Source organism: Specibacter sp. BI4 (genome assembly GCF_056680095.1).
Map to the genome: position 1 here is coordinate 3,607,782 of NZ_CM155265.1, position 22,258 is coordinate 3,630,039.

Annotated in this window: 16 protein-coding genes; 4 read left to right on the forward strand and 12 right to left on the reverse strand. The window is 66.0% G+C overall.

Annotated elements, in window-relative coordinates:
- Nucleotide 1 precedes the first annotated feature (1 nt).
- From AC1L6K_RS16540 to AC1L6K_RS16550, 3 genes are all read right to left on the reverse strand, one after another.
- A complete protein-coding gene (locus AC1L6K_RS16540; protein ID WP_480949927.1) occupies nt 2-970 on the reverse strand; it encodes a 1-phosphofructokinase family hexose kinase in 969 nt (322 codons plus the stop codon).
- A complete protein-coding gene (locus tag AC1L6K_RS16545; protein ID WP_480949928.1) occupies nt 967-2,013 on the reverse strand; it encodes an ROK family protein in 1,047 nt (348 codons plus the stop codon). Before AC1L6K_RS16545 ends, AC1L6K_RS16540 begins: the two co-directional genes overlap by 4 nt.
- 195 nt (nt 2,014-2,208) lie before the next feature.
- The gene (locus AC1L6K_RS16550) at nt 2,209-3,123 is read right to left on the reverse strand and encodes an SIS domain-containing protein (RefSeq protein WP_480949929.1); all 915 of its coding nucleotides are present in this window, start codon (nt 3,121-3,123) and stop codon (nt 2,209-2,211) included.
- A 351-nt stretch (nt 3,124-3,474) separates the two neighbouring features.
- Here AC1L6K_RS16550 and AC1L6K_RS16555 point away from each other — a divergent pair, with 351 nt between their 5' ends.
- Complete coding sequence (locus tag AC1L6K_RS16555) at nt 3,475-8,085, forward strand: endo-alpha-N-acetylgalactosaminidase family protein (RefSeq protein WP_480949930.1); 4,611 nt, start codon at nt 3,475-3,477, stop codon at nt 8,083-8,085.
- A 336-nt stretch (nt 8,086-8,421) separates the two neighbouring features.
- On the opposite strand, the gene AC1L6K_RS16560 is transcribed toward AC1L6K_RS16555, so the two are convergent.
- Nucleotides 8,422-9,645: an amidohydrolase family protein gene (locus AC1L6K_RS16560; protein ID WP_480949931.1), complete on the reverse strand. Its 1,224-nt coding sequence runs from the start codon at nt 9,643-9,645 to the stop codon at nt 8,422-8,424.
- Nucleotides 9,646-9,887: 242 nt separating this feature from the next.
- Between AC1L6K_RS16560 and AC1L6K_RS16565 the strand changes: the two genes are divergently transcribed.
- On the forward strand, nt 9,888-10,532 hold the full coding sequence (locus tag AC1L6K_RS16565) for a LysE family translocator (RefSeq protein ID WP_480949932.1): 645 nt from the start codon (nt 9,888-9,890) through the stop codon (nt 10,530-10,532).
- Here the strand turns inward: AC1L6K_RS16565 and AC1L6K_RS16570 are convergent.
- Nucleotides 10,515-11,645 carry an NAD(P)/FAD-dependent oxidoreductase gene (locus tag AC1L6K_RS16570; RefSeq protein ID WP_480949933.1) on the reverse strand — a complete coding sequence of 377 codons (1,131 nt, stop codon included), beginning with the start codon at nt 11,643-11,645 and terminating at the stop codon, nt 10,515-10,517. The two genes, AC1L6K_RS16565 and AC1L6K_RS16570, sit on opposite strands and share 18 nt — an antisense overlap.
- 177 nt (nt 11,646-11,822) lie before the next feature.
- Here AC1L6K_RS16570 and AC1L6K_RS16575 point away from each other — a divergent pair, with 177 nt between their 5' ends.
- Nucleotides 11,823-12,836 carry a formylglycine-generating enzyme family protein gene (locus AC1L6K_RS16575; RefSeq protein WP_480949934.1) on the forward strand — a complete coding sequence of 338 codons (1,014 nt, stop codon included), beginning with the start codon at nt 11,823-11,825 and terminating at the stop codon, nt 12,834-12,836.
- 46 nt (nt 12,837-12,882) lie between these two features.
- On the opposite strand, the gene AC1L6K_RS16580 is transcribed toward AC1L6K_RS16575, so the two are convergent.
- The 4 genes from AC1L6K_RS16580 to tdh form a co-directional block, all read right to left on the reverse strand.
- Nucleotides 12,883-13,815 carry a phosphotransferase family protein gene (locus AC1L6K_RS16580; RefSeq protein WP_480949935.1) on the reverse strand — a complete coding sequence of 311 codons (933 nt, stop codon included), beginning with the start codon at nt 13,813-13,815 and terminating at the stop codon, nt 12,883-12,885.
- Between the two features lie 4 nt (nt 13,816-13,819).
- Nucleotides 13,820-14,599, reverse strand: coding sequence for a hypothetical protein (locus AC1L6K_RS16585; protein ID WP_480949936.1), 780 nt, complete (start codon nt 14,597-14,599; stop codon nt 13,820-13,822).
- Between the two features lie 104 nt (nt 14,600-14,703).
- A complete protein-coding gene (locus AC1L6K_RS16590) occupies nt 14,704-15,909 on the reverse strand; it encodes a glycine C-acetyltransferase (RefSeq protein WP_480949937.1) in 1,206 nt (401 codons plus the stop codon).
- A gap of 50 nt (nt 15,910-15,959) precedes the next feature.
- Nucleotides 15,960-17,009: an L-threonine 3-dehydrogenase gene (gene tdh / locus AC1L6K_RS16595; protein WP_480949938.1), complete on the reverse strand. Its 1,050-nt coding sequence runs from the start codon at nt 17,007-17,009 to the stop codon at nt 15,960-15,962.
- 118 nt (nt 17,010-17,127) lie between these two features.
- Between tdh and AC1L6K_RS16600 the strand changes: the two genes are divergently transcribed.
- Complete coding sequence (locus AC1L6K_RS16600; RefSeq protein ID WP_480949939.1) at nt 17,128-18,090, forward strand: LysR family transcriptional regulator; 963 nt, start codon at nt 17,128-17,130, stop codon at nt 18,088-18,090.
- 44 nt (nt 18,091-18,134) lie between these two features.
- On the opposite strand, the gene AC1L6K_RS16605 is transcribed toward AC1L6K_RS16600, so the two are convergent.
- The 3 genes from AC1L6K_RS16605 to AC1L6K_RS16615 all read right to left on the reverse strand — a co-directional run bounded on the left by AC1L6K_RS16605 (nt 18,135) and on the right by AC1L6K_RS16615 (nt 22,217).
- Complete coding sequence (locus AC1L6K_RS16605; protein ID WP_480952804.1) at nt 18,135-19,301, reverse strand: Gfo/Idh/MocA family protein; 1,167 nt, start codon at nt 19,299-19,301, stop codon at nt 18,135-18,137.
- 92 nt (nt 19,302-19,393) lie between these two features.
- Complete coding sequence (locus AC1L6K_RS16610; protein ID WP_480949940.1) at nt 19,394-20,392, reverse strand: LacI family DNA-binding transcriptional regulator; 999 nt, start codon at nt 20,390-20,392, stop codon at nt 19,394-19,396.
- A gap of 139 nt (nt 20,393-20,531) precedes the next feature.
- A complete protein-coding gene (locus AC1L6K_RS16615) occupies nt 20,532-22,217 on the reverse strand; it encodes a type 2 periplasmic-binding domain-containing protein (protein ID WP_480949941.1) in 1,686 nt (561 codons plus the stop codon).
- Nucleotides 22,218-22,258: the final 41 nt, after the last annotated feature.

The window sequence follows — 22,258 nt, forward strand, 5'->3', positions numbered from 1 at the left end:
CTCAGTGGTCTGTGATGATCAGTTGCTTGGCCAGGTCGGCATATTGCGGGGAAATTTCCCCGGCGCCCGGCATCAGCACGGCGGCGGCGCTCCAGGAGGTGGCCTGGCGCAGAATCTCGCGCAGCCCGGTCTCGCCGTTGGCAAGCGCGACGGCGGCGGCACTCACCGCCGCGTCCCCCGCCCCTGTGGGGTTGCCGCTGAGCGGAGCCGGCAGTTTCGCCTGCAGGTATGTCCCGGGGGCATCGGCGCTGAAAGCCAGCATGCCCTCCTCCCCCACACTCACGAGCACGCGTCGGGCGCCCAGGGCCATCAGCTTGCGTGCGGCGCTGACAAGGTCGCTCTCACCGACGGCTGCCATCAGTTCATGGTTGTTGGGCTTGAGCAGGTCGGCCCCCGCCCGGGCCGCCGCCAAAATGCCGCTGCCCGAGGTGTCAATGATGGCAGGCACCCCGGCCGCGTGGGCCAGGGCGACCAGTGCGGGATAAAAATCGGCGGGCGCCTGGTCCGGGAGGGAGCCCGAGCCCACCAGCACACCCGGCCTGCGCACGCCGTCGAACGTCTGCACCCCGCCAAGATTGTCGACGACGGCGGCCGCCAGCGCCTGCCACTCGGCAGCCCCGAGCGCGGGGCCGGCCTCGTTAAAAATGCTTGTCGCGTTGTCGGCCGCGGTATCCACGAGGGCGATCGTGCGCCTCGTCGCCGCGGCAACTGGCACCAGGTGGTGCAAAATTCCGGAGGACTCCAAATCCTCGCGAAGCTGCTCGCCGGAGGCTCCGCCCGCTGTTGCAATGGCGAGCGTCGGGTGGCCCAGCTGGTGCGCCACCCGCGACACGTTCAGTCCCTTGCCGCCTGCCCGGTACAGCGGGGTCGGCACGCGGTGCGAGGAGCCCAGGCTGATGCCGGCGACGGTGTAGGTGACATCGACCGCCGGGTTCGGGGTGACTGTCAAAACCACGTTGCCCGCGCTCATGCCGGGTCCCCCTGGCCGGCGGCGGCGGCGGCGCGGCCGACGAGGCTGCGGGCCTTGAGCGCAGAACCGATGAGACCGGCGTTTTCACCGAGGGCGGCATGGACGTAGTCGGGGCGGCGGTGGAAGGTGAGCAGCTCGTCGACCCGTGCGGCCAGTGGTTCAAGGAGTGCCGGTCCGGCCATGGACAGGCCGCCGCCCAGAACGACCGTTTCGGTGCCGAGGATGGAAACGCACTGGGCAATGCTGAACGCCAGGGCGTTGACGGCGTCGCCCCAAACGGTGATTGCTGCCCTGTCGCCTGCCGCGACCAGGGCCACCACCTCGCGGGCGCCACCAACGGCCGTGCCCGTCGCTTCGGCGTACCGGCGGGCTACCGCCCCTGCCGAGCCCAGCGATTCCATGATCTGCAGCCCGCCGTCGGGACCCGGGACCAGGGCATGGCCGATCTCGCCCGCGTATCCCCCGCCCGCGACCCTGCGTCCGTCGCACAAAACGGCCCCGGCAATGCCTGTGCCAATCACCAGGATCAGCACATCTTTCTTGCCCACGGCGGCACCCAGACGGAATTCAGCCTCACCCGCCATGCCGACGTCGTGCCCAAAACCAACAGGCAGGCCCAGGGCTTCGCCCAGCGTGGCTGTAAACGGGAAGTCCCGCCATCCAAGGTTGGCCGAGTAGATGCCGACGCCGGCGTCTTCATCGACAATGCCCGGCACTGTGACACCCACGGCGCAGATGGCCAGCTCCGGGTGGGCTGCCCGGTAGAGCCCCGTCAGTTCCACGATCCGGGCGCAGACGGATTCGCCTGAACGCGCGCCATCCAGCGGTGTGGGGTGGCGCTGGACGTCCAGCACCTCGACCCCGCCCTTGCCGGGATCACCCAGGATAATCCCCGACTTCATGTCGGTGCCGCCAACGTCGAAGGCAAGCACTGCGTCCGTGGCAGTGAACATGCCGGCGTTTTCCGTGGTGCCGTGGCTGCCGGGAGAGTTTCCCGGGGGGCGGGCACCGGGCCCGTCAGCGTGGTGTGTCGTTGAGTTCATGAAGGCCAATTTCTTTCCGGGTCCAATAACCCGTGGGAATCTCTGGAACGGCAGTCCCGGGTGCGAGTAGGCGGGACGGTGGCGCGGCAGGCACCCCACCTCGAGGAAGTGGGGTGGCTAACATTTTAGCGGCAGCTCCGCCCCGCCCGGCTTCCCAATCGCCGGGGCCCGCAGCCTTTCACGGGTCCCGGGTTTTTAGGAGTCCTGGTCCGCCAGGATGACCGAACGCGTCAGGTTGCGCGGCAGGTCCGGGTTCATGCCGCGGGCGCGGGCGCGTTCCAGGGTGACGCGGTGGATGCGGGCAAGTTCCGCCAGCGGGTGGGTGGTGGTGTTGATGTAGAGCGCGCCGGTCTTCGCCACGTCGCGGTCCAGGCCCTCGGGCTGCTCGCCAAACATCCACGTGACGCGGTTGGGGGCGGCAATGGAGATGGGTCCGTGGCGGTATTCCTTGGCCGGGTAGGACTCGGTCCAGCCCTGCACGGCTTCGCGCATCTTCAGGCCGGCCTCGTGGGCCAGGCCGACAGTCCAGCCGGTGCCCAGGAAGGTGAACTGCTCGGCGTCGATCAGTTCCTTCTCGACAGGTGCACTCACGGCTGTCCTGGCATCCGCAACGGCCGCGCTGAGATCCATGCCAATGCTTGTCAACAGGTAGCTCAGCGCCGTCGTGGCGAAGCGGGTTTGCACCACTGACTGCTCGTCGGCGTAGGGAAGCTCGACGACGGCATCGGCCAAGGCCATGATCGGTGAGCTGGTGTCGCCCACCAGGGCAACGGTGTGCACGGTGCCCTTGATTTGGGCCAGGATTTCCAGGACCTCCGTGGTGGTGCCTGAGCGGGTGATGGCGATGACAGCGTCGTAGCCGCGGTCGGCGCCAAGGAAGGCTTCGGAGGCGGCAAATGCGTCAGTGACGCCCTTGCCTGCAGCTTCACGCGCGGTGGCGTAGCTCTGGGCCATGAACCACGAGGTGCCGCACCCAATCACGGCCACGCGCTGGCCGTCGGCGGGGAGCAGCTTCTCGTTCTTGGCCTGGGCAATTGCCTGCGCCCACACGTCCGGCTGGCTCGTGAGTTCGGCATCCATGAAGGGGCCAAGGTGGGTGTTTTCGCTCATGCTGCGCATTCTCCTTGTTTGGGGATCTTTCTTCCGCGTCACGACAGCCATTTTCCGGCCAGTTGAAGCGATTTCTTTAGCCCCATCATAACACGTTGTTGATCATAAGTTCACTGAAAACGTCAACTTCAATCATTCGCGCAACGACCCCCGGCCACCAAGATGCCCTGCGATTTCACTTTTATAACATGACGCGGGGGTCGTCACATGGCCTGGGCCCTGCTACGGTGTTATGCATAACAGGTGACTTGCATCACGGGCAGGGGGTGTGCCCGTGATGCAAGCACCGCCAGCCCCTCAAGTGCGCAATACGGCGCTTGCCCTGCAACAAAGTTGTTCAAGGAGTATTTGATGTCACTCACTCGACACCACCGCAAGTGGCTGGGGATGGGGATCGCCGGGGCCGTCATGGCCGGCACCATCATCCCCGTCGCTGCGGCCATGCCGGCCCTGGCCGCAGAGGGAACGGAGGTGATCACCTCCGCAGAGTTGTCCGTGGAGGTGTCCACCGCATTCCCCCAGGCGTTGAAATACACGCTTGGCGAAAAAACCATGACGGGCGCCACCGCCGTCGCCACCACAATGCGCATCAACGGCGGGGACCAGGCAGTCACCGTAGCCTCCAAGGTCAACGCCGACGGTGCCTCAATCGACTACGACATCACGGTTCCCGGCATGGACGGGGTGGCCATGAAGGCCAAGCTCTCCGTGGAAAAGAACATCCTCAGCTTCAACATCACTGAGATCACGGAAACCGGCGAAGCCCGCGTCAACCGCATCCAGATCATGGACCAGGACCTGGTGACGGTGTCTTCGGCGGAGGCAGGTGCGAGCGTGGCCACGGCAGTGGTTTCCACCGACCGCGCCATCTCCGGGGACACCATCACCCCTGTCACGGCGGACACGGCGCCCGACGACGCGGCGAAGACGTCCATGGTGGCCATCGCCACCACGGACGAGCTGGCTGCGGGCTTTGAAAGCAACTCGCTCTACGACGGCGCCTACGGTGCCCCGGACAACGGCCTTGCCGCCAGCGAGCGCGGCCGCTTCTGGCGCCAGGTCAAGGACGACGGCGCCAACAAGACTGTGGGCATCTCCTCCGGTGCGTGGCTGTACCGGGCCAAGGACGCCAACGAAACGGAGCCGCTCCCCGAGGCCAAGGTCATCATCACCGCGGACGCCAACGCCGATGGCACAGTGAACTGGCAGGACGGCGCCATCGCCTCCCGCGAGGTGCAATACAAGCCCAAGGGCTGGGAAGACGTGAAGAACCGGGTGGTCCAGGACATCCCGTTCAACTTCGCCAGCCAGGCCACCAACCCGTTTCTGCGCACCCTGGACGACGTCAAGCACATCGCCCTGGCCACCGACGGGCTGGGCCAGTTCTCCCTCCTGAAGGGCTTCACCTCCGAGGGGCACGACTCGGCCAACACCGACTTCAGCGGCAACTGGAACGAACGTGCCGGCGGCATCAAGGACATGAACTCACTGCTGTCCCAGGCCAAGGACTACGGCGCGACCTTCAGCGTCCACATGAACAACACCGAGGCCTACCCCGAATCCAAGGCCTTCAGCGATGAGTTCATCAAGCAGCCTCCCGCCAAGGGCTGGAACTGGCTGGAACAGTCCTACTACATCGACCAGCGCCGTGATGTCCTCTCCGGGGACCAAAACACCCGCATCAAGGGCCTGGACGAGGCCGCTGACGACAATCTGACCACCAACTACATCGATGTGTATTACGAGTCCGGCTGGGTCGGCGAGCGCCTGCAGCGCAACATCATGGACAACGGCTTCTCCGTTTCCTCCGAGTTCGCCAACTCCATGGTCCGGAACAACACCTGGTCCCACTGGGCCGTTGACGAAAATTACGGCGGCAGCACACTCAAGGGCTGGAACTCGGAGATCCTCCGCTTCGCCCAAAACTCCCAGCGTGACATCTGGAATCCGGACCCCCGCCTTGGCACCGAGCACATCATTGAGTGGCAGGGCTGGACCGGCCAGAACGACTACAACAAGTTCCTGCAGAACGTGTGGGACAACAATGTAGCCGTGAAATTCCTGCAACAGCAGGAGATCCAGACCTGGACACCCGAGGCCATCACGCTGGAAGACAATCTGCGCGTCACCGGCTCCTCGTTGGAGGACCGCATCATCACCCAGGACGGCGTCAAGGTCCTGGAAGGCCACAACTACCTGCTGCCGTGGGCCGGTGCACCCGTTGAGTTTGGTGAAACCGCAGCAGACAACACGGACAAGCAAAGCAAGCTGTACAACTACAGCCTGGCCGGCGGCGCCCAGACCTGGACCCTGACCCCGGAATTTGCCAACCAGGCCGCGCTGCAGCTGTACGAGCTCACGGCCCAGGGCCGAAGCCTCGTCGGTGACGTGGCCGTCACGGACGGCCAGATCAATCTGAACCCGAAGGCGAACACGGCCTACGTGCTGGTGCCGACAACACCGCTGGCCACCGACCTTCCGCTCTCGGCCGTTGACACTGTGCCCGCCAACGCTGACACCGACTGGGGCCAGGGCACCGGGATCAAGGACCCCGGCTTCAACTCCGGTTCCCTGGCCGCGTGGAACCCCACGGGTGACGCGACAGTGGAAACCTCGGCCAAGGGCCTCACGAGCGCCAAGTTTGGCGAAGCCGCCTCCAGCATCTCCCAGAAACTGGCGCCGCTGGATGCGGGCACCTATTCCGTGAGCGCCTGGGCCGAGATTGACCCCACGGCCGACTCCACGGAGACGTTCCCGCGCGCCAAGCGTGAGACCACACTCTCCGCCACGGTCTCCGGAACCCCCGCGGTCACCAACACCACCAACGCCTCGGCACTGTTCAACACGGTTGCCGCGGACCAAAAGAACCGCACCTTCACCCAGCGCGTGCGCGTGCTGATCGATGTGAAGAACGACGGCGATGCGCCGACGGTGACGTTCTCGGCACCTGCCGGGGCAGCCGCTGTCCTTGTCGACGACTTCCGCGTCGTCAAAACCGAGCGCGTCTCAGCCGCCGATGTCATCGAAGGCGAGCAGTCCGGCGTCGTGCTTGCCGAGGACTTTGAGAATGTGGACCAGGGCTGGGCCCCGTTCGTCAAGGGCGACGCCGGCGGCGTCACCGACCCGCGCACGCATCTGGCCCCCATCCACGCACCGTTCACCCAGAAGGGCTGGAACGGCAAGGTCATGGATGACGTGCTGGACGGCAGCTTCTCGCTGCACGCCCACGAGGAGAACGCCGGCCTGGTCTACCGGACCACCCCGGCCACCATGGCGTTCACGCCGGGCCACGACTACGAGGTTTCCTTCAACTACCAGTCCACCAAGGCCAACGAATACGCCTGGGTGGGCGGCTATGACGGCACCGCGGGCGCGGTCCAGACCCAATCCACACCGTTCCCCGAGATGCATGACACCACGCGCTGGACGCAGAACTTCACGGCCCCGGCCTGCGGCGACAGCTATGTGGGCCTGCTGCGCACCGGTTCGACGGCGGCGGATTTGTCCCTGGACAACCTGTTGGTCCGCGACCTCGGCCCTTCCACGAACACCCCGGCGTGTGCACAGCTCTCGCTGTCGCAGACCGGGCCGATCATTGAGCAGGGCGCAGACAACGAGTTCACCACCACCCTGGTCTCGAACGAACCCGCCCCTGTCACGGACGCGTCGGTCTCTCTTGCCCTGCCCGAGGGCTGGACGGCGACGGCCAAGACTCCGGCAACGGCGGCAACACTGGCACCGGGCGCCAAGCTCGCGACCACCTGGAACGTGGTGGCCCCGGCCTCGGCCGACGGCAACTACAACATCTCGGCCAACTCCGTGTACACCACCACTGTGGACCCGATCGGTGAACGCAAGGCCGAGTCCACGCTGGGCGTCTACACCATGCCGCATCCGCCGGTGAAGGACACCTATGCGTCCGACATGCAGTGGATCGGCACCCCGGCCAATGGCTGGGGGCCCGCCGAGAAGGATCTGTCCAACGGTGAGCAGGGAGAGAAGGACGGCCCGGCCATCATGCTGGACGGCAAGGCCTATGCAAAGGGCCTGGGCGTGCATGCAGCCTCCAGCGTCAAGTACTTTGCCGGAGCACAGTGCACCGCCTTCACGGCCGTGATCGGCATTGACGATTTCCAGGCCACCCGCGGCTCGGTCATCTTCAAGGTGCTGGGCGACGGTGTTGAACTGTTCAACTCCGGCGTGCTGACAGGTTCCTCACCGGCGCTGCCCATCAACGTCGACCTCAAGGGTGCCAAGTACGTTGAACTCGTGGTTGACCCCAACGGCAGCAACGGCAACGACTGGGCAGACTGGGCCGATGCCATGTTCCGGTGCTCCGACGCAACGCCGGCCCTGGTGCTGGCGCCAGTGGTTGAGGGCGGCAACGCCGTTGAACAGGGGTCAACCCACACGGTGACGGTTGCGGACCTGCAGGCTGATTCGCCAGCGACCTTGCAGCTGGCCGACGGCGGGGAACTCACCGCCGCTGCCAACGCGGAAGGCGTGGCAACATTCACACTGGTCGTCCCCGAGGACGCAGTGGTGGGTGCAGCTTCCCTGACCGCCACGGGCACTGACAAGGCCGGCAAGGCCGCCACCGGCACCACCGCCGTCACGGTGACGGCCAAGCCGGTTGCACCTTCCGAGCCGGACTTCACACCCGTTGCACCCGATACCAAGGCGCTGAAGAAGGACACCCGGATAGACCTTGGCCTGGCTTCCGAGAAGTTCCCGCGCGGCCCCTCCGAGGTGACCTTGAAGACTCTTGGTGCCGGGGAGTGGTTCTACGTCTATCTCAACGGGGACGGACTCGGCTGGCACCAGGTCTTCGAGGACGGCACCATCCAGGTGAACACTCCGGAAAGCACCAGCCCCGGCGACAACAAGCTCGTACTGTTCAATGAGGCCGGCAGCCTCCACGGCTGGACAGCACTGAAAGTCACCGGTCCGCCGGTGAAGTAACACCCGCAGTTCCAAGAAGCTGGCCCCACCCTTCACGGGTGGGGCCAGCTTTGTGTGGCACGCCGCCAGGAACACTACCCGGGGCGGGTCTGCCACGCCGGGGAAGGTCCGGCTTCACGCCGGCGTCGTGTTGTCCCGCCTTCACGAATCACCGTCGAGACTGCCCCCAACTCGCGTTGTTCTGCGGCCGTTTTACCGAGAATGACCCCAACCCGCGAAATGCCGTCAAAGTTGCACGCATCTCGCGGGCCGGGTGCATTTTCGCTGAATGACGCTGCCGAACCAGCTCCCGGGAGGAACCCACGCCTCAGGCCAGGCACACTGCCCGGGGTAGCGCTACACCGCCCGCACGCCCGCACGCCACACCGCGGCCGTCAGCGGGATCCCCGGCCGGTACGCCAGATGCGTGGCCGACGGTGCCTTGAGCATGTGCAGATCGGCCCTGTGCCCCACGGCGATGGAGCCAACGGCCCGTTTGCCGTCTGCATCCAGTCCCGATTCGCGGCCCAGCGCCAGTGCTCCCCCAAACGTCGCGGCCCGCACCGCCTGGTCAACGCTGAGACCCATCTGCAGCACGGCCGTCGTCACGCAAAAAGCCATCGAGGACGTGTACGACGTGCCTGGATTACAGTTGGAGGCAATGGCGATCTGCACCCCTGCCTCGAGAAGCTGCTTCGCAGGCGCCAATTGCACCCGGGTCGACAGGTCACAGGCGGGAAGCACAGTGGCGACCGTCCCGCGCTCGCCGGCCCCGCGCCCCGCATTGGCGGTCCCGTCCCAAGCCGACCATGACTGCGCCAGCAGGGACACGTCGTCGTCGGTCAGGAAATTCACGTGGTCAACACTGGCCGCGGCAAACTCAACGGCCAGCCTCACGCCGTCGCCTGTCCCGAGCTGATTTCCATGGACGCGCAGGCCCAGCCCGGCGTCGCGGCAGGCGGTGAGCACCTTGCGGGACTGCTCGGCAGTGAAGGCGCCGCGCTCGCAAAAAACGTCGGCCCACTTCACGTACGGGCGGACGGCGTCGAGCATCTCGGTGCAGACGAGCTCGGTGTACTCGTCGGCGTCCATGCCGGCCGGGACCAGATGGGCGCCCAGATAGGTGACCTCGTCCGCGACAGTGGAGGCGATGCGGGCGCTGCGGGCCTCGTTGTCCACGTCGAGGCCGTAACCAGTTTTGGTCTCCAGGTAGGTGGTCCCCTGCGAAACAGCCTCCGCCACGCGCCCCATGCCCAGGCGCGTGAGCTCGTAGTCGCCGGCCGACCGGGTCGCCTCAACCGACACGGCAATGCCGCCCGCGCTGTAGCTTTCCCCGGCCATGCGCGCCTCAAACTCGGCGGTGCGGTCCCCGGCAAAGATCAGGTGCGTGTGCGAATCCACCCACCCCGGCAGCACCGCCCGGCCCTGCGCGTCGGTGCGGGTGTCCGCGGCCGGGGCCCCGGCGCTCGGGCCGATCCATGCGATCCGCTCCCCCTCGAGCACCACGGCCGCGTCACGCATCGTGCCGTGGTCGCCGTCCTGGGTCATCAATTCGCCAATGTTGCTGATCAGTTCACTCATGCCTTTAGCGTACGACGCCGGACAGCCGGCCTGGGTGCCGCACGGCCGGTCCGCGTCTGGCATGGCAGACGCGTGACGGTGCTGCCGACCAGTCCCTGCCGCGGCTGGCCCCGTCGATGCGCCCCACACTGAATGGTGCAGGGGCCGCCGATGCACCCCCACACAGCAGGCTGTCTGGCATGACGGACACCACCTGCTCTCCTGTGTTGCACAGCCCGTCCCCAGCCCGGACAATTGAGCCCATGACCTTTGTTTCCCTTGTGGGCTTTGCCGGGCTGTGCGTGATGCTGGCACTTATCCCCGGCCCCGACACGTTCCTGGTCCTGCGCATCGCCATGAACAAGGTGACGGCAGGCATTTCCGCTGCCGCCGGCAGCGCGACCGGCGCAGTGATGTGGGGTGCCTTGGTGGGCTTTGGTCTGGCAGCCGTTTTGGAGCAGTCGGCCGAAGTGTTCAGGTGGCTGAAAATTGCCGGCGGCCTGTACCTGATGTATCTGGGGGTTTCGGCACTGCTCAAGGCCCGGAAGGCCCGCAAGGCCGGAGCCGTTGCAGGCGCCGCCAAGCAAACGCCCATCTCCCACAGCCACCGCGGCGCCTATGCTGCCGGGACTGTCTCGACCCTGCTCAACCCCAAGGTCGGCTTGTTTTACCTGGCAGTGGTGCCGCAGTTCATCCCGCATGGCGGAAACACCCTCGGCACGGCGCTGATCCTCGGCCTGATACTGGCCACCATCGGCTTCCTGTATCTGGTCACGATTGCCCTGGTTGCCTACAAGACCATGAAATGGCTCAAGAAGCCCAAGGTCAACACCATCGTCGAACGCGTCAGCAGCTCCATCTTGGCCGTCCTGGGTGCCGGCGTAATCGCCTCAGGCGCCACGAGCTGAACCGGCCCGCAGTTCCCCGGACAGCTGGAGCCCGGCCCGCTGCGGGCTGAGCTCCGCGGCCAGCCCGGCGTCCTCCGCGGGAAGCTCCCGCGCCAGCATCCCGGCGGCAAGAGTTCCGAGTGCGGCCGACGTTTGGATTCCATAGCCGCCCTGCCCTGCCAGCCAAAAGAAGTTCGGCGCCTCCCCGTCAAAGCCCACCACCGGCAGCCCGTCTGCCGTCTGTGTCCGCAGCCCCGTCCAGGACCGTTCGACGCCGGACACCCCCAGTGTTGTCACCGCGTCAATGCGGCGGATGACTGTGGCGATTTCAGCGTCAACCACCTGCGCATCACCTGGTTCCGCCGGAACCGCTTCGCAGGCGGAGATGAGGAGGTGCCCGCCGTCGGGCCGGTAATAAAACGACTCGTCAACCGGTTCCACCATGGGTCCGGCGGGGTCGGCCGGGATCCTGGTGGACACGATCGCCACGCTGCGCCTGTGCGGCACCAGCCCCCGGCCGCGCACACCAAAGATTTCTGCGACAGCGTCAGCCCAGGCGCCGGCGGCGTTCACCACAGTGCCTGCCCTCATCCGGTGCTCCCCCACCACGACCTCAAACCCGCCGCCGCTGAGGGGGACGGCCGAGGTCACCGCCGAGCCGGTCAACACCACGGCACCGGCGGAGACGGCCTGGCTGCGGTAGTACTCCACCAAGGCCGGAACATTGACCTCCATGGCCGAGTCATCAAGGGCGGCAGCCTCGAACACGCCGGGCCACAGGTCAGGGCAGCGGCGCATCGTCTCGGCATGGTCCAGCGGCACAAGGTTTCCGTTCGCGGCCACCAATTGCGCCACCTCGGCTTTTGTCCCCAGCGTGAGCATGGGGCGCGGCTGTAGAATCGGGGCGCCCAGGGCCGAAGCAATTCCCGCCACTGTGGAGATGCTGCGCCGCGTCAACTCCTGAATGGGCCCCGGACCGTAGTTGGGCTGCATCTGCCGGGCCGACCGCGAGGAGGAATGGTAGGCCAACGACTCCTCAGCCTCGACAACCACCACCGGCAGGGACGGCGCCAGCCGCCAGGCCAACGACAGTCCTGCTATCCCGCCACCAATGATCAATACGCGCTCTTCCATTGCGCCATGGTGACACAACAACAGCTTCCCGCGCCAACGCGGGGCTAAAATCCAGGCGCCGTGGCGGCCAGCCGGCCGTGCGGGACCGCCTCGAGTGGAAGTGCATTGTGGGGAACTGCATAGTGTGGGAGTGCATAGACTGGTGGGAATCCGCCGTCCCCGTTTCAAGGTGAGCCCATGTCCAGTTGTTGCAGCCCAAGCGGCCGATCCGGCCACGGCGGCCATGCCCCCGCAGCCCCGCAGGCTTTCACGCTGGGTGTCCCTTCCCGCCGGCCCGCTTCCCCGCATACAGCCACGGAACTGCACCCCGCCGGCCATCAACAACAGGCACTGGTCCCGGCGGGCGAATTTTTCATGGGCGACCCCTTTGGTGAAGGCTATGCCGGTGACGGCGAAACCCCCGTCCACCAGGTGGCACTGTCGGCGTTCAGCATCGACACCCTGGCCGTGGACAACGCCGCCTTTGCCGGGTTCATCGACGCCACCGGCTACCGCACCGAATCGGAGTTGTACGGCACCTCGGCCGTGTTCCACCTCGCCGTGCAGGCTGATGCGCCGGATATTTTGGGCACCGCCGCCGGCACGCCGTGGTGGTTGAATGTGCGCGGCGCCGACTGGGCCCACCCCGCCGGGCCGCTTTCCCGCTGGCAGGACATTCCCGACCATCCCGTCACCCAGGTTTCCCACAGCGATGCCCTGGCGTACTGCGCGTGGGCCGGCCGCGCCCTGCCCACCGAAGCCCAGTGGGAGCATGCCGCGCGCGGTGGCCTGGCACAGTCCCGCTATCCGTGGGGCAACGAGTTGCACGGCGTGGATGCCGACGGCGGGCAGATCCACCGCTGCAACATTTGGCAGGGCACCTTCCCCACCGAAAACACCGTCGACGACGGATTCCTCACCACCGCCCCCGTCGACAGCTTCGAACCGAACGGCTACGGCTTGCATCAAACCAGCGGCAACGTCTGGGAATGGTGCGCCGACTGGTTCCTGCCCAAGTACTACAAAAGCTGCCTCGCCCAGGGAACGGTTGCCGATCCGCCCGGACCCACGATCGGCCGCGGCAGGGTCATGCGCGGCGGCTCGTACCTGTGCCACGATTCCTATTGCAACCGCTACCGGCTGGCCGCCCGCAGCTCCAACTCACCCGAATCGGCCAGCGGCAACCTCGGCTTCAGGACCGTCTCGGCGTAACCAGTCCATAATTGCCTCCCTGACCATAAAGGACGGCGCAAGGGGTTCAGCTGGGCAGCCGCCCCTTCAGCCAGGCGATCAGGACGTCTCCCTGCTTCCGCTGGAATGCGCGCAGCGTTGGGATTCCTGGCGGTGCCGGGCGCCGGGACATGTCAAGGAAGTACCCGGCTAAGCCGGCCAGAACGGCCGACACCGCATCGTGTGTGGCACCGGCGAACGCGGGATGCCTGGCCAGCCACTGCTCCGCATTGGCTGCCGGGTCCAGCGTTTTCACGTTCAACAGCACGCCGAGCGCATCAACCCAGGGCGCACCCCTCGCGGCCCACGGCCAGTCAAGCAAAACCGTCCCGCCCGCTGTCAGCAGGATGTTGTCGGTGCGCAGGTCTCCATGCACCAGCGCACTTCCCGCGAGTGCACCAACCCCGTCGAGGGCCAACTGCGCCAACAGTTCCAACCGCTCCCCCGCCCACGGATCCAAACCGTCCGTCGGCCGTTTTCGCAGCTTCTCCCAGCCCATGAAGGCACCCCGGAGCGAGTCCTCATAGGGAGGCACGTCCAGATCTGCAGGCAGCGGCAACCGACCCACATCCACCAGCGCATCCAGCACCTGCCTCAGCTCGGCATCCACCCACGGCTCCTGCGGATGCCGGCCCGCAACATCGGCGAGGACCAGCGCCACCCAGGTGCCGTCGTCGTACTTCCCCAGAAATTTGGGCGCGGAAACACCTGCCGGCAGGGCTGCGGTGACGGCGGCCTCGCGGCGGTGGAGTTCCACGGACGACGCGTTGACCCCCGCGCTGACGGCCTTCACAAACGCGCGGCGGCCGGAGCTCAGCACGACCCTGTCGGCCGAGCCCGGGGAGAAGCCGCCCTGCTGCGACACCGCTTCCACCACCGCCGCGCCCAGGATTTTCTCGACCCCGGCGCGGACCTCCGGCGGCAGCTGCGCCCACGTGATGCGCTGGTTTGATTGCGGCATCGCGTCACCGAACCCGCGGGGCCAGGGTGAGAATCGTGGCGTCGTCGGCCACCTCCCTAATCTCCGCCTGCTTCAGGCGCAGTTCATGGAGCAACCCCAGCGCGTCGACGGTGGTGGCCGTGCGGGCCAGAAACTCTTCCGGTCCGCTGACTATGCCAAGGTCGACGGCGCGCCAGGCCCCGTCGCTTGCCATCACCATGAGCCCGGGCCGGCCAAGCTGCACGACATGGGCGTGGTCGGCGGCCTCGGGTTCCCGCCGGGCCACCCACAGCCGGCCCGGGGTGTTGCGCAACTCGCGGTCGCGCTTGAGCTGCTCCAACCGTTCGGCAGGGTCCACGGCGGCGACCCTTGCGTCAGCGTCGCCTGCGCGCACGAGGTGGGTGGCGCCGTCGTCCGTCCTGACAACGACTGTGCAGTCGGCCAGGCTGGCGATCTCCACACCCTTGTCGTTGAGGCTGGCCACGGAGATGGCGGCGCTGGGAAACCGGATGCGCTCGGCACCCACGAGGGGCACGGCGGCGTCGTCGACGGCGGCCAGTGCCCCGGCCAGGACCGGCCGGACACCGTCGCGTCCCGGGTCGGCGGGCGCCTGGGCCAGGACCATGTTGAGCTGCTGGGCCAGCCACTGCGGATTCGACGCGGCCGGCAGGTCCAGGGGTGCCAGGAGCGTGGTGGCCCCGTCGATGATCCAGGCGTTGGGCCCGTTGAAGCCGCAGCTGTCCTCCTGGACGTGGGCGTCGCCCTCAAACTGCACGCGTGCACGGATGTCCCAGGCAAAAGTCATGATCTCATCCTGCCACGGGAAATTCGGCGCACAGTTGGTGGTGAACTTGGCGCGGGGTGACACCCGGCGTCAAGTTCACCACCAACTCTGCGTAGAAGGAACCACTAGGCGGCGCGGGCGGCCACAAAGGCGCGCACGCACGCCTCGACGTCGTCCGTGCTGTGCGCGGCGGAGAGCTGGACCCGGATGCGGGCTGCGCCGCGCGGCACAACGGGGAAGCTGAACGCCGTAACGAACACGCCGTGGGCCAGCATCGAATCAGCCACCCGGGCAGCCTCCACGGCGTCGCCGAACATGACCGGAACAATGGCGTGCTCGCCTGGGAGCAGCTCGAAGCCTTCCTCGCCCATGCGGCGGCGGAACAGGGCGGCATTCTCAAACAGGCGGGTGCGCAGTTCGGCCGAGCCGGCCACGAGCTCAAGCGCCTTGAGCGTGGCGGCGACAATGGCGGGGGCGAGCGAGTTGGAGAACAGGTAGGGACGTGCCTTTTGGCGCAGCATCGCCACGATTTCGCTCCGGCCGGAGACGTAGCCGCCCGACGCGCCGCCCAGCGCCTTGCCGAAGGTGCCCGTGTATATGTCAACGCGCTCCGAGACGCCGGCGTGCTCGGGGGTGCCGGCACCCGTGGCTCCCATGAAGCCCACCGCGTGGGAATCGTCCACCATGACGAGGGCACCGTACCGCTCGGCCAGGTCGCAGATGGCCTCAAGCGGGGCAAGGAAGCCGTCCATGGAGAAGACACCGTCGGTGACGATGATGGTCCGCCGGGCGCCCGCGCCGTCGCGCAGCGCGGCGGCGGACTGCAGCTGGAGTTCCAAATCCTTCATGTCCTGGTTGGCGTAGCGGAAGCGCGCGGCCTTGGACAGGCGGATGCCGTCGATGATGGACGCGTGGTTCAGGGAGTCGGAGATGATGGCGTCCTCCGCGCCGAACAGCGACTCAAACACCCCTCCGTTGGCGTCGAAGCAGGAGGAGAACAAGATGGTGTCCCCCGTGCCAAGGAATGTCGAGACGGCCGCTTCCAGTTCCAGGTGCAGGTCCTGGGTGCCGCAGATGAAGCGGACGCTGGCCATGCCGAAGCCGTGGCTGTCCATGGCGGCCTTGGCGGCGCCGATGATGTCCGGGTGGTCGGCCAGTCCCAGGTAGTTGTTGGCGCAGAAGTTCAGCACGGTGGCGGTGGCGCCGTCCAGCGGTCCGGCCGTGACGTGGCTGGACTGCGCGGAGGTGATCTGCCGTTCGGTCTTGAACAGGCCGTCGGCACGGATTTCGGCCAGTTCGGCGGTGAGCTGGTCCTTCATGGTGGTGTACACGGGTGGTTCCTTTGCTGAAGCGGGGCTTGGGCGGGTGAAGCGGGGCTGGCTTAGCCGAAGACGGTCCAGTCAAGGACCACTTTGCCACCCCGGCCGGAGCGGGCGATCTCGAAGGCCTGCTCCCATTCGGTGGCGGGCAGGGTGTCCGTGACCACGGAGGCGACGGCGGCGCGCAGGACGGGGTTGGAGGAGAGCATGGCACTCATGGCGTACCAGGTTTCAAACATTTCACGCCCGTAGATGCCCTTGAGGGTGAGCATGTGGGTGACGACCTTGCCCCAGTTGATGTCGATGGCTTCGCTGGGCAGTCCGAGCATGGCGATGCGGCCGCCGTGGTTCATGTTGTCGATCATTTCCGGCAGGGCTGTGGGGTGGCCCGACATTTCCAGGCCGATGTCGAAGCCCTCGCACAGGCCCAGCTGCAGCTGCGCATCCTTCAGGCGCGTGGTGGCGACGTTGACGGCGAGGTCGGCACCCATCGCGGCGGCCATGGCCAGGCGCGGTTCGGAAACGTCGGTGATGGCGATCTTGCGGGCCCCGGCGTGGCGGGCCACGGCAACCGCCATCAATCCGATGGGTCCGGCGCCTGTGACCAGCACGTCCTCCCCCACCAGTCCGAAGCTCAGTGCCGTGTGGACGGCGTTGCCCAGCGGGTCGAAGATGGCGCCGAGCTCCGGCGTGATGGACGGATCCTTGTGCACCCAGACGTTGGATTCGGGGATGACGACGTATTCGGCAAACGCGCCGTCGCGCTGGACGCCCACGGAGATCGTGTTGATGCACATGTGGCGGCGGCCGGCGCGGCAGTTGCGGCACATGCCGCACACGACGTGCCCCTCGCCGGAGACCTTGTCGCCCACCTTGACGTCGCGGACGTCTGCGCCCACCTCCACCACCTCGCCGTAAAATTCGTGCCCGGCGATGAGCGGGGCGTTGATGGTTTCGGCAGCCCACGCGTCCCAGGCCTGGATGTGCAGGTCGGTGCCGCACAGGCCGGTGGTGTGCACCTTGATCTTGACGTCCCGCACGCCCGTTTCAGGTTCGGGGCGGTCGACGAGTTCGAAGCCCGCGTGCGGACCGGATTTGTACAGTGCTTTCATGGGCGTTGTTCCTCATCGTGGTGGTGTGCTGTGTCCATTACAGCCGCCCAAACCGTTTAGCACAATCGATATTTACTCCATCATCAATTAAGTAAATGCTAAATGGTAGGCTGGCGGCGTGGAACTTCATCAACTTCAGATGCTGCGCGAGCTCGGAGAGCTCGGCAGTGTCAAGGCCGTCGCGGACACGCTCTCCGTCACCCCGTCGGCCGTCTCCCAGCAAATCTCGCTGCTGCAGCGCCAGGTGGACACGCCGTTGACGCGCAAGGATGGCCGGAATCTGGTCCTGACGGAGGCCGGGAAAGTGCTGGCCGACGCCGGCGCCGAGGTCATCAACGCCATGGCGGCGGCAAAGGCAGCCATCGGCGCCTACCAGCACGACGTCGGCGGCACCGTCACGATCAGCGGTTTCCACAGCGCCGGGCAGGCCCTGTTTGCCCCGCTGGTGCGCCGGCTGGCCGTCCTGCGCGCGGCCGCGTCTGAGTCTGCTGCATCCGAGTCGGCTGTGCCGCGGGTCAGGTTCTCGGACGAGGACGTGGCCCAGCACGATTTCCCGGCATTGACAGCCCGGTACGATCTGGTGTTGGCGCACCGCATGGACCACAGCCCGGCGTGGCCGGACGCCCGGGTGCGCGTGATTCCGCTGGCCCACGAGCCGCTGGACATCGCCGTGGCCGCCGACCATCCGCTGGCAGCGCTGGCCGAATTGTCGCCGGAGGATGTGGTGGCCCATCCGTGGGTGGCGAGCCGCAGCGGCTACTCCCCCGCCGATGTGTTGACGGCCATCGGCGCCGTGGCCAGCCGACCCGTGGAGGTGGTGCACCGCATCAACGACTATTCTGCTGCGGCGGCCCTGGTGTCGACCGGCGAGGTCATCGGCCTGCTGCCCCGCTACACCTCAAGCCCCGCGCTCAACCACGGTGCGGCACTGAATCCCGGTGTGGTGCTGCGACCGCTGACAGGCATCAGCACCCGGCGCCGGATCGACCTGCTGGCCCGCCCGGAGAACCTGAAACGCGCCTCGGTCATGCTCGTGGCCCAAGCCCTCCAGGACGTCATGACGGAACTGACCGGGGACTGACACGCCCAACCCCCCAACGCTCGCTCAGCTGCAGGAGCGTTGAGTCAGCGCGGCGGCTGGCCGGCGTTGAAGTACTCGACCCATTCCGGGGGCAGCGCCGGAATGTCCAGTGCCCCACCTCCGCTGCGCAGCGACTGCGCCGCCACAACGCCTGCGGCCACGGCTTCACGCGCAGCAATGGGTGAGGTCTCGGTGACTCCGCCCTCACGGGCAAAGCGGAGGAACTCGGCTATCAGCAGCGGATCGGCGCCGCCGTGGCCGCCGTCGCCGTCGCGAATTTCAATGTCCTGATCCGGCTTCACAAAGCCGTCCTGGGAGCGGCTGGTCCATACCTTGATGGTGTCACCTGGTCCGTCACCAAAGTTTTCCATCCGGCCCTTGGTGCCGATGACCGTGTAGTTGCGCCAATAATCGGGCGTGAAATGGCATTGCTGGTAGGAGGCCAGGGCTCCGTTGTCCAGCACCATCTGCATCATCGAGATGTCTTCGACGTCAATGACGGGGTTGAGGTCCGTCTGCTCCGCGGGCGGCCAGTTCCCCAGCGAAAACCAGTCCCCCATGCGGCGGTCCGAATTGTCGCGCCGGCTGGCTACGTCGCCGTAGACCGCCAAGGCCCCTATGGCGGAAACCTTCTTGGTGTACCCGTCAGCCAGCCAGTGGATCACGTCGATGTCGTGGGCGCCCTTTTGCAACAGCAGGCTCGTGGTGTTGGCCCGCTCGGCGTGCCAATCCTTGAAGTAGTAATCTCCGCCGTTGCCGACAAAGTGACGGCACCAGATGGCCTTGACCTCGCCGATGGTTCCGGCCTGGATCAGCTCGCGCATCTGGACCACCACGGGCATGTGGCGCATGTTGTGTCCAACATAGAGCCTGGTTCCCGTCTCAAACGCCGCACCCAGGATCGAATCGGCTGCTTCAACGGTGACGTCCAGGGGCTTCTCACAGAACGTGGGAATCCCGGCCCGCAACGTCTGCACGGCAATCTCCGCGTGCCGGTTGTCTGGTGTCAGCACCAGTACGGCGTCCAGCCCGGCACCCAACAATTCATCGAGGCTGGAGGTGACAACCGCCGTCGGAATTTTCGCGGCAGCGTCGGCCCGGCCACGCTCGGAGGTGTCACAGACCATCACCACCTCGGAGCCCTCTCCGGGTTTGTGGACGTGACGCCACAACGAGGCCCGCAGGCCAAATCCAACCAGTCCTACGCGCATGTCTTTGGTGTCCGGAGCATTGTCCGGGCGTGCTTCCAATAAATCTGTCACAGTATTTCCTTCCTCTGTATGTTCTCGAAAAATTGCGGAATCTAAGGTGCTGCCGGCGCGGAATCGCGCACGAAAAGCTGCCAGGGAAACTCCAGCACCCGGTGTGGCAGGGAGTCGTCCCTTGCCCGGTCAACCAGGAAGCCGGCCAGGCGATTAAAAAAGTCAACGGGTCCAATGCTGCTCAACGAGGGCATCATCGACTCCCCTTGGAGCGTGTTGCCCACACCCATCACTGCCACGTCGTCAGGAACCGCCATCCGCAGCCGCTGTGCGGCGTTGACCGCGGCTATTGCAACAAAGTCGGAGGTGGCAAAGATGGCCGACGGCGGATCGGGCTGCTCCAGCAGGTTGACGGCGGCTTCGTAGGCGCTCACTTCATCGCCGTCAAACGTGGCCACATAGCTGTCCCGAAACTCGAGACCCGCCCGCCTGAGCCCGCTCAGGTACGCGCCGTACCTGACCGGGTTCGGGGAACGCAGGCTGTTTCGGGAGGTCAGGCAGGCCACTTTTGCATGGGTCTGCGTCAAATGGTCCATGGCGGCATCCATGGTGGTGCCGGCCACGGAGCGGATCACGTCAAAACCGTTGGGTTCCAGTGTTTCGCTGAACACCACGAGGTTGTTGTTCCGGGACAGTTCGGCCAGCAGTTCAGCATCCCCGTCCTGCTCCGCGGCGTCGATGAAGATGACGTCGGCGCCCTGGCGCTTGATCGCCGTGCGCCAATCGGTGTCGGCAAGGATCATGGGGGTGATCCCGGCCGTGGCAACGGCGGCCCCCACGGCCTTGCTGACCGAGAGCGACCACGGGTCCGAAAGCATTGTCAGCGACAGCATCATCAGGTTCGATTTGCCGGTTCGAATGGTTCGGGCCGCCTGGTTGGGCCGGTAACCGATTTTCGTTGCCGCGGCGTGGACGCGTTCGGCGGTGGCCGGCGAAATTCCGGAACCGTTGGCCCGGGTGCGTCCGGCCAGGACATAGGAAACTGTTGCCGTGGAAACTCCCGCTTCAGCTGCCACTGTCTTTATGGTGGGCCGAATCATGCTGCTGCGCTCCTGGTCTGGTGACATCTGCTGCCGACTATTTGTTGTTTCTTCTAACTTATTGCCACAGTTGCGGCGGAGGGCAGTGGCTGCCGGCACGTTACGACGGCGTGTCGGCAACCAGGTGCATGGCTGCCGGCTACTTGGCGACGCTCTGGAGCTTGAACACGGGCGCGTCCGGGTTCAAGCCGGCCTGGTATTCCTCGCGGATCTTGTCGCCGCCTTCGGACTTCCAACGCTTGAGCGCGTCGGCAAAATCCGAGATCTTGGCGCGGCCGGTGACGATGTCCACCACCTTGTCAGCCAGCGGCTTGGCGATTTTCGGCCCGACCTTGGCGCTGGTGTCGGAATAAGTACCATTGGTCGGATTGCGCCAGGCAAATTCAAGCAATTTCTTCTCCGTCTCGTACACGTAGTTCGTCACCTGCGGGTAGCCCGGGTTGAAGTTCACCCGCTCCGGTGCCGTCATGATGTTCAGCGCGCTGACAACACCCGGCAGGTTCTTCAAACCGTCGGCATTCAGGATGGGGTTGCCATCCGGGTCAAGGTCAAAGTCCTTGCCCTCGACACCGTAGTTCTTGAGCAGGTATTCCTCTGTGCCGAAGGGCGCCGAGAGCCAGTTGACCAGGGCCAGCTGTTCCTTGATGCGTTTCTCGTCGGCCTTCTTGAAGGCCGTGTAGCCCACAGTGCCATAGCCCATGTTGTACGTCGGCTTGATGGTCCCGTCGAAGCTGAAGGGGACAAGAATTTCCATGTCCGCGTCGGGGTCCAGGGCACGGAAAGTGCCCACGTCACGGGGCCCGGAGACAACCATGGCGCCCAGGGAGCCGTTCACGATCCGGGCCTTGGTATTGGTCATGTTGACATCCGGATAGAACGCGCCGGCATTGAAAAGCTTGACGACATATTCCAGGCCGGCCAAATATGCGTCGGTTTCATACAGGTGGGTCAGGGTGCGGTCTGCATTCACGGCCCAGCCGTTCGGGGCCCCGAGGCACTGGGTGATGATGTTCAGCACGTTGGCGTAGGCCGGCTCCAGCGCGTATTGCTTCGCGGCGGGGTTGCTGAGCTCCTTGACCTTGTCCAGGAATTCGTCGGCGTCCTTGGCGACCAGCCCGCCCACCTTGGCCCAGGTGGCCTTGTTGCCCAGCATGACCTGGCCAAAGGGGGTGCTGGGGATGGGCGCGCCCCAGATTTTTCCATTGACGACGGCGGTGCGCCAGGAATCGGGCTTGAGTGCGGCAAGGTTGGGGTACTCAAGGACGGCGTCGCCGGAGAGGTACTGGGTCAGGTCCGCAAACTTGGCCTCAAGCATGGGCCCGACATTCGGCAGGCCCTGGTTCGGCGGAATCCACATCAGGTCCGGAAGCGTGTCGCCGGCGAGGATGGTGGCGAATTTGGCCGGGTAGCCATCGCCGGTGTCCTCCACGATCTGCATTTTAAACTCGCCGCCCAGCCCCGAGTTCAACCGCTGCCAGAAGGGGTTGTCGGGCATGGCCGGGGCCATCACCTCAAAGGTCTCGGACAGCACGCTGACAGGTCCGGTGAGGGGCTTGGCCGCGGTGGAGGCGACCGGCTTGGGCATGTTGATGAAGCCCGCTTCCAAGCCCTCGGCGTTTCCGGGAAGGTCCGCAACCACGGCGGTGAATTCCTTGTAGGTCGGCAGGGTGACCGATTTGGAGGCCTGGGCGCCGCCGTCGTTCGCTCCGGCACCGCCCCCGCAGGCCGACAGTGTTCCGCTCAGTGCCACGGCGGCGACTGAAATGCCGGCCAGACCCAGGAAGTTGCGTCGGGAAATCCCTGCAGTATCGATGGAACGCTTCATGCTAGTCCTCTTTCTCTTTCTTGGTGGCGCAAAATTTGTGG